Source organism: Exiguobacterium sp. s131 (assembly GCF_018617345.1).
GTDB classification, from domain to species: Bacteria; Bacillota; Bacilli; order Exiguobacteriales; family Exiguobacteriaceae; genus Exiguobacterium; species Exiguobacterium profundum.
Genome location: NZ_JACSJX010000010.1, coordinates 1 through 2,776 on the forward strand (window position 1 = coordinate 1; position 2,776 = coordinate 2,776).

A 2,776-nucleotide genomic window follows, 5' to 3' on the forward strand; every position below is an offset into this window, starting at 1 on the left:
GGCGGGACACCCACGTGAATACATAGCGTGGCGTGAGGCATACCCGGGGAACTGAAACATCTAAGTACCCGGAGGAAGAGAAAGAAAATTCGATTCCCTGAGTAGCGGCGAGCGAAACGGGAACAGCCCAAACCAGGAAGCATGCTTCCTGGGGTTGTAGGACACTCTACACGGAGTTACAAAGGGATAGGGTAGGTGAACGACCTGGAAAGGTCGGCCAGAGAAGGTGACGGCCCTGTAGCCGAAACCCCATCCCCTCCAGAGTGGATCCTGAGTACGGCGGGACACGTGAAACCCCGTCGGAATCCGGGAGGACCATCTCCCAAGGCTAAATACTTCCTAGTGACCGATAGTGAACCAGTACCGTGAGGGAAAGGTGAAAAGCACCCCGGAAGGGGAGTGAAAGAGATCCTGAAACCGTATGCCTACAAGTAGTCAGAGCCCGTTCACGGGTGATGGCGTGCCTTTTGTAGAATGAACCGGCGAGTTACGATGGCGGGCGAGGTTAAGCCGATGAGGCGGAGCCGCAGCGAAAGCGAGTCTGAACAGGGCGCATCAGTCCGTCGTCGTAGACCCGAAACCAGGTGATCTACCCATGTCCAGGATGAAGGTCAGGTAACACTGACTGGAGGTCCGAACCCACGCACGTTGAAAAGTGCGGGGATGAGGTGTGGGTAGCGGTGAAATGCCAATCGAACCTGGAGATAGCTGGTTCTCTCCGAAATAGCTTTAGGGCTAGCCTCGAGGTGAAGAGTTCTGGAGGTAGAGCACTGATTGGACTAGGGGCCCCCACAGGGTTACCGAATTCAGTCAAACTCCGAATGCCAGCAACTTGTACTCGGGAGTCAGACTGCGAGTGATAAGATCCGTAGTCGAGAGGGAAACAGCCCAGACCATCAGCTAAGGTCCCCAAGTGTATGTTAAGTGGAAAAGGATGTGGCGCTGCACAGACAACTAGGATGTTGGCTTAGAAGCAGCCACCATTCAAAGAGTGCGTAATAGCTCACTAGTCGAGTGGCGCCGCGCCGAAAATGTAACGGGGCTAAACATACCACCGAAGCTATGGATCCCGTAAGGGATGGTAGGAGAGCGTTCCAAGCAGCAGTGAAGCGGTATCGTGAGGAGCCGTGGAGCGCTTGGAAGTGAGAATGCCGGTGTGAGTAGCGAAAAGAGGGGTGAGAATCCCCTCCGTCGAAAGCCTAAGGTTTCCTGAGGAAGGCTCGTCCGCTCAGGGTTAGTCTGGACCTAAGCCGAGGCCGAAAGGCGTAGGCGATGGACAACAGGTCGATATTCCTGTACCGCCGTACCACCGTTTGAACGATGGGGGGACGCAGAAGGATAAGGTGACCGTGCGACTGGAAGTGCACGGACAAGCAGCGAGGCCGTCGGGTTGGCAAATCCGCCCGGCATACAAGGTTGAGCTGTGACGTGGAGCCCGTAGGGCGAAGCACCGGATTTCACGCTGCCAAGAAAAGCCTCTAGTGAGGAGGTCGGCGCCAGTACCGCAAACCGACACAGGTAGGCGAGATGAGAATTCTAAGACGCGCGGGATAACTCTCGTTAAGGAACTCGGCAAAATGGTCCCGTAACTTCGGGAGAAGGGACGCTTATGGCAACATAAGCCGCAGTGAATAGGCCCAAACGACTGTTTAGCAAAAACACAGGTCTCTGCTAAATCGCAAGATGAAGTATAGGGGCTGACGCCTGCCCGGTGCTGGAAGGTTAAGGGGATGTGTCATCGCAAGAGAAGCACTGAACCGAAGCCCCAGTAAACGGCGGCCGTAACTATAACGGTCCTAAGGTAGCGAAATTCCTTGTCGGGTAAGTTCCGACCCGCACGAAAGGCGTAACGATTTGGGCACTGTCTCAACGAGAGACCCGGTGAAATCATAGTACCTGTGAAGATGCAGGTTACCCGCGACAGGACGGAAAGACCCCATGGAGCTTTACTACAGCCTGATATTGAGGCTTTGTACGCGATGTACAGGATAGGTGGGAGTTTGTGAAGCCGGAGCGCCAGCTTCGGTGGAGACACCCTTGGGATACCACCCTTTGCGTATAGAGTCTCTAACTCGCAGCCGTGATCCGGCTGGAGGACCGTGTCAGGCGGGTAGTTTGACTGGGGCGGTCGCCTCCTAAACAGTAACGGAGGCGCCCAAAGGTTCCCTCAGAATGGTTGGAAATCATTCGAAGAGTGCAAAGGCAGAAGGGAGCTTGACTGCGAGACCTACAAGTCGAGCAGGGACGAAAGTCGGGCTTAGTGATCCGGTGGTTCCGCATGGAAGGGCCATCGCTCAACGGATAAAAGCTACCCTGGGGATAACAGGCTGATCTCCCCCAAGAGTCCACATCGACGGGGAGGTTTGGCACCTCGATGTCGGCTCATCGCATCCTGGGGCTGGAGTAGGTCCCAAGGGTTGGGCTGTTCGCCCATTAAAGCGGTACGCGAGCTGGGTTCAGAACGTCGTGAGACAGTTCGGTCCCTATCCGTCGTGGGCGTAGGAAATTTGAGGAGAGCTGTCCTTAGTACGAGAGGACCGGGATGGACGCACCGCTGGTGTACCAGTTGTTCCGCCAGGAGCACCGCTGGGTAGCTACGTGCGGACGGGATAAGTGCTGAAAGCATCTAAGCATGAAGCCCCCTCCGAGATGAGATTTCCCTTTGAGCAATCAAGAAAGACCCCTCAGAGACGATGAGGTAGATAGGTCATGGGTGGAAGCGTGGCGACACGTGGAGCTGAATGATACTAATCGGTCGAGGCTTTGATCTAGTCTA

Annotated in this window: 1 rRNA gene; it reads left to right on the top strand. The window is 55.3% G+C overall.

Annotated features, from left to right (window positions below):
* Window positions 1-2,771 (top strand): 23S ribosomal RNA (locus KNO69_RS15155); the annotation flags it as partial.
* Between the last annotated feature and the right edge of the window lie 5 nt (window positions 2,772-2,776).